This is a genomic window from Deltaproteobacteria bacterium, assembly GCA_005879795.1.
Lineage (GTDB): Bacteria > Desulfobacterota > Binatia > DP-6 > DP-6 > DP-6.
Genome location: VBKJ01000223.1, coordinates 1 through 5,734 on the forward strand (window position 1 = coordinate 1; position 5,734 = coordinate 5,734).

5 protein-coding genes are annotated in these 5,734 nt (G+C 68.7%); all 5 read left to right on the forward strand.

What is annotated here, in order from left to right; all coding sequences use genetic code 11:
* Positions 1-1,866, forward strand: a 1,866-nt coding sequence (locus E6J59_19240; GenBank protein TMB16334.1) for an RHS repeat-associated core domain-containing protein, incomplete at its 5' end; no start/stop codon positions are given.
* Positions 1,866-2,627 carry a hypothetical protein gene (locus E6J59_19245; protein TMB16335.1) on the forward strand — a complete coding sequence of 254 codons (762 nt, stop codon included), beginning with the start codon at positions 1,866-1,868 and terminating at the stop codon, positions 2,625-2,627. The genes E6J59_19240 and E6J59_19245, both read left to right, overlap by 1 nt.
* A gap of 62 nt (positions 2,628-2,689) precedes the next feature.
* Entirely contained in the window at positions 2,690-3,658 is a 969-nt protein-coding gene (locus tag E6J59_19250; protein ID TMB16336.1) for a TIGR01777 family protein, read from the forward strand.
* A 35-nt stretch (positions 3,659-3,693) separates the two neighbouring features.
* Positions 3,694-5,499 carry a S9 family peptidase gene (locus tag E6J59_19255; GenBank protein TMB16337.1) on the forward strand — a complete coding sequence of 602 codons (1,806 nt, stop codon included), beginning with the start codon at positions 3,694-3,696 and terminating at the stop codon, positions 5,497-5,499.
* A gap of 83 nt (positions 5,500-5,582) precedes the next feature.
* A partial coding sequence (locus E6J59_19260) for a 4-oxalocrotonate tautomerase (GenBank protein ID TMB16338.1) occupies positions 5,583-5,734 on the forward strand: 152 nt, incomplete at its 3' end.

Consider the following 5,734-nt stretch of genomic DNA (forward strand, 5'->3'; position numbering starts at 1 on the left):
TATGACGGCAACGGAAGCCTCATCGCCGTAACCGACGCCCTCGGGCGCACGATCACGCACACCTACGACGTCATGGATCGCCTGGTGGCGCGAACGCATCCCCAGGGCGTGACCGAGACCTATGGCTATGACACGGGCGGCCGTCTCGTCATGCACATCGATCGAAACGGGCGTGCGACGACGCATCGGTACGACGAGCTCGATCGCAGAGTCGGGGCGACGTATGCCGACGGCAGCGTAACGACGTTCGCCTACGACGCCGCCGACCGCGCCGTCGTCGCCACGGATTCGGCGGCGGGCACCGTCGTCCACGAATACGATCGACTCGATCGGCTCGCCGGCGTGCAGACCGCCCTCGGCGCCGTGAGCTACGGCTACGATGCGCTCGGCCGGCGCAAGCAACGGCTCGCCACAGGGGCGACGCCGACGGCCTACGCCTTCAACGCGGCCTCCCAGCTGACGCGCGTCGAGACCGGCGGCCAGATCGTTGAGCTGGGGTATGACCACGCCGGGCGTCTCACGACGGTCACACTCCCGAACGGCATCGTCAAAGAGCTCGCCTATGACGAGGCGAGCCGCCTCGTAGGACTCAGGTACCGCCGTGGCCCAACGGTCATTGGTGACCTCATCTATGCGCGTGACGCGGGCGGCAACGTGACCAGGATCAGAGGGAGCCTCGCGCAGAGCCTCCTGCCGGGAGCGATCGACGGAGCCGCCTACGATGACCACAATCGGCAGCTGGCATTCGGCCGGGCGGCGCTGACGTTCGACGCCGAGGGCAACACGACCTCAATCACGGACGACACCGGCACCAGCACGCTGCAATGGGACAGCCGGAATCGCCTGGTGGCGTTGACGGGACCCACCGTCGAGGCGTCGTTCAGCTATGACGTCTTCGGCCGGCGAGTCCGCAAGACCGTGAACGGCGCGACCACACAGTATCTCTACGACGGCCCCGACGTCGCGACGGAGACCCGCGACGGCGTGACGTTGCCGTATCTGCGACTCCTCGGCCTCGATTCGCCCATCGCTCGCGGCGCCGACGAGGTCTATCTCACCGATGGTCTCGGCACCGTCATCGGCACGAGCAACGCCGCCGGCGCTGTAACGACGCAGTACTCCTATGCCCCCTTCGGCGAGTGGACGGCCAGCGGCGCCACCTCGAACAATCCGATCACTTTCACTGCTCGCGAGGCCGACGAGACCGGCCTCTTATACTATCGGGCGCGCTATTACGCGCCGGGACTCCATCGGTTCCTGAGCCAGGATCTCGTGCTGCGACTCGGCGCCAACCGCTATGCCTATGTGCTCAACAATCCGATCAACGCGATCGACCCGTTCGGACTGGATAAATTCATCATCTACGGCAATCTGGCGTCATCCGGGCCCGGCGGCTCGAGCGAGATCTTGAATCAGGGCATGACCGATCTCGCGACCGCGCTGGACGTCAACGGTGATGTAATCACATTCAACAGCGGTCAGATCGACGAAGTGGTAGCGAAGGCGCGAGAAGCCGCCCGCGCGGGGCGGCCCGTGTACATCATCGGTCACAGCAAGGGCGGTGAAGCTGCCGTGAAGGCAGCCCTCGAGCTGCTGAGACTCGGCATCACACCCGACCGCGTCTTCACAATCGATCCGTTCGTCGATCCGAGCACGACCATTCCGCCCGGGCTCCCGCTGACGAACTACTACCAGGAGCGTCGCTACCTCATCTTGATCCGAGGCTTCGAGATCGGCGGCGCGGAGAACATCCTGATCACGGGGACGAATCACATCGCCATCACGAGCGACCCGAGAGTTCAAGGCCCCATCAAGAAGGCTATCCTCGGCGCCTCGCAGGCGCCGCCCGTCGGAGGGCGCTACTGATGCGCTCCGCATGGCGCGCGCTGGCGCCCGCGCTCGCTCTCGCCGTTGGATGCGCCACTCGAACGATGACCACGTTCCCCTCACCCGAGGACGCCGAGCGTGTGTGGAACGCCTACTGGTCGGCCGTCGAGCGCGGCGACGTCGTCGAATGGAACCGCACGGTCCACAGCACCCTGCGTACCTCTGCTGAGGGATTCGATCCGAAGGTCCAGGCCGACGCGCGCTCGTTCTTGACCTTGTGTTCGATCGAGCCGCAGACACCGCTCGTCGGTGGTGATCGCGCCAGTTTCCGTACCCGCTGTACCACGGCACCGACGCGCTCCGGGCTGTTCCCGTTCGCCGGAGCCGAGATCGTGTTACGCCGTGACGTGGACGGCGTCTGGCGATTCTTCTGCTTCGGCTGCGGCCTTCCCTATCGGCTACAGCCGACAGTCGGGCCACCTTCCCCCGAGGACGCGCAGCGCCTCTGGGTCGCCTATTGGTCCGCACTGGAGCGTCGCGATCTCGACGAGGCGAGACTCCTGGAGCATTCGAGCATTCGCGGCAAGGAATCGCCCGATCTCAACGCGCCCGAGATGCCGGGGTTGGCGCGCAGCTTTCTCTATTCCCTCGCAGTACGCTCCACGCCTCCAGTCGTTTCGGGAGATCGGGCACGCTATCGAACACGGAACGTCTCGGACGATCGCGACAGCGGCGAGATGTTCCTGCAACGCGATGTCGATGGTGTATGGAGGGTCAGCTGCTTCGGCAATTGTGACTGACCCCGATCCGCGACCGCCGCGCGTAATATGGCGGCTATGAAGCCAGGCGCGAGGCCGTCCAAATCGTTGCGGCTCGAGAATTCCTCGTAAAAATCCTCCTCCCCGGCGGCACCGGCCAGGTCGGTACGATCCTCGCCCGCGCGTTCCACGGCGACGGCCACGAGGTCGTGGTGCTCAGCCGGGCGCTGCAGCGGGCGCCGTGGCGCGTAGCCGCGTGGGACGCGGCGAGGCTGGGGCCGTGGACGCGCGAGCTCGAGGGCGCGGACGTGGTCGTCAACCTGGCCGGCCGCAGCGTGAACTGCCGCTACACGCCGGCCAACCGACGCGCCATCAAGGAGTCGCGCGTGAACAGCACGCGCGTCGTCGGCGAAGCGATCGCGGGCGCCGCGCGGCCGCCGCGCGTCTGGCTGCAGATGAGCACCGCCACCATCTACGCGCACCGCTACGACGCGCCCAACGACGAGGCCACGGGCATCCTGGGCGGCGCCGAGCCCGGGGCGCCCGACACGTGGCGCTTCAGCATCGACGTGGCCACGTCGTGGGAGCGCGCGCTCGCGGCCGCCGCGACGCCGCGCACGCGCAAGGTGGCGCTGCGCGCCGCCGTCGTGATGAGCCCCGACCGCGGCGGCGTGTTCGACCTGCTGCTGCGCCTCGTGCGCTTCGGCCTCGGCGGGCAGGCCGGCCACGGCCGGCAGTACGTCTCGTGGATCCATGACCGGGACTTCGTGCGCGCCGTCTATTGGCTGATCGAGCACGACAAGGTCGACGACGCCGTCAACCTCGCCGCGCCCCATCCCCTGCCCAACGCCGACTTCATGCGCGCGCTGCGCGAGGCGTGGGGGATGCGGCTGGGCCTTCCCGCCTCCGCGTGGATGCTGGAGGTCGGCACGTGGCTGCTCCGCAGCGAGACCGAGCTAGTGCTCAAGAGCCGGCGGGTCGTGCCCGGCCGGCTCGTGCAGCAGGGGTTCGCGTTCGAGTTCCCGATCTGGGCGGAGGCCGCGCGCGATTTGTGCCGCCGCTGGCGGGCGTGAGCCGGCTGATACAATTCCGCACGTCAGGAGGAGCCGTGGCGAACCCCTCTCCGCCCTGGAAAGCGCGCTTCCGCGTGCCGCTCATCCGCGGCATGCAGGTCGCCGCCGGCGCTTCCGCGCGTGGTCTCGTCGCCAGCAACGTGTCCGGCGCGTTCCAGCTGCACGCGTGGGACCTGGCGTCCGGGCGGCTCCGGGCGCTGACGAGCCGTCCCACCGGGGTGATGGCCGGCGTCCTGGGGCCCGACGGCCGCTTCGTCTACTATCACGACGACGCCGGCGGCAACGAGCTCGGCCATTTCGTGCGGATCCCATTCGAGGGCGGCACCGCTGTGAGCATCACGCCGGGCGTGCCGCCGTATCCGACCTTCGGCCTGGCCGCCAGCGGCGCCGGGAACCGGCTCGGCTTCGTCACCGCCGATGAGGGCGCCTACCACGTCCACGTCATCGACGTCGCCGCCGATGGCACGCTCGGGCCGCCGCGCCGGATTCATAGCCGCCCGCGGCTGTTGATCGGTCCGGTGTTCTCGCACGACGGCGCGCTTGCGGTGGTGGCCGCCAGCCCGGAGGCTCGGAGCCTGCGCTACGAGCTGGTCGCGCTGGACACGGCGACCGAGCGCATCCTCGGCGAGGCCGCGGACGCCGACAGCCGCCTCGGGGCCGTCGCCTTCGCGCCGCTCTCCGGCGACGGGCGTCTCCTGGGCCTCAGCAATAGGAGCGGCGTCGACCGGCCACTGATCTGGGACGTCACTCGGGGCTCGCGCGTGGACATCGCCCTCGACGACCTCGAAGGCGACGTCCAGCCCGCCGACTGGTCCCCGGACGGCGACCGCTTGCTCCTCGTCCAGCTCGCGCGGGCCGTCCAGCGGCTCTACGTGTATGACCTGCGTGAGGCGACGCTGACGCCGCTGCGGCACCCCAGCGGCACGTACGGCCACGTGTACTGGGCGCCCGACGGCGCGATCCACGCTCTGTGGGAGGATTCGACGCATCCTCCTCAGGTGATCGCGCTCGATAGCGTGACAGGCGGGCCAGCGCGGATACTGCTGCCCGCGCCCGACGTCCCACCCGGCCGTCCGTGGCGGTCGGTCGCCTTTCAGTCCGCGGGCGGACAGCAGATCCAGGGCTGGCTCGCCGTGCCCGACGCGATCGGCCCGTTCCCGACGATCCTGCACGTCCACGGCGGTCCCGAGGCCGCGATGACCGAGATGTTCGTTCCCTCGAGCCAGTCATGGATCGACCACGGGTTCGCGTTCCTGAGCATCAACTATCGCGGCTCGACGACGTTCGGGCGGGCGTTCCTCGAGCAGATCTGGGGCAACATCGGGCGCTGGGAGGTCGAAGACATGGTCGCGGCCCGCGAGTGGCTCGTCAAGGAAGGGATCGCCCACCCCTCGCGAGTCTTCGTGACCGGCTGGTCCTACGGCGGGTACCTCACGTTGCAGGCACTCGGGACGAGACCCGCGCTGTGGGCGGGGGGCATGGCGGGGATCGCCGTCGCCGACTGGGCCATCGCCCACGAGGACACGACCGACACGCTGCGTAACCTGCGTGCCGCGCGCTTCGGCGGCACGCCGGACGAGCAGCCCGAACGTTACGCGGCCAGCTCCCCGATGACTTACGTGCAACACGTCAAGGCCCCCGTGATGATCATCCAAGGTCGTAACGACACGCGTGCGCCGGCACGCTCGGTAGAGGCATACGAAGCGAAGATGAAGGCGCTCGGCAAGGCCATCGAGGTGCACTGGTTCGACGCCGGGCACGGCTCGCTGGTGGTGGACCAGGCCATGGACCACCATGCGCTGATGCTCGACTTCGCCCGCCGCGTGCTCGAAGGCAACTGAGCCGCGCCCGCCTTGCCGCCCCGCTTCGCCGCGTGGTACGTTACCGGGCAATTTCCCGACGTCAGCGCCGACGGAGGTGCGCCATGCCGTTCGTCAACATCACCCTCTACGAAGGCCATCCCAAGGAGCGCAAGGACGAGATCGCGCGCCGCGTGACGGAGACGATCACGGAGGTCTGCAAGCTCCCGCCGCAGGCCGTCTGGGTGGTCTTCAACGAGGTCACGCCGCCCGACTG

Excerpts from the sequence above, each read along its gene's own strand:
- E6J59_19245 (TMB16335.1), top strand. The coding sequence starts at position 1,866 with ATGCGCTCCGCATGGCGCGCGCTGGCGCCCGCGCTCGCTCTCGCCGTT.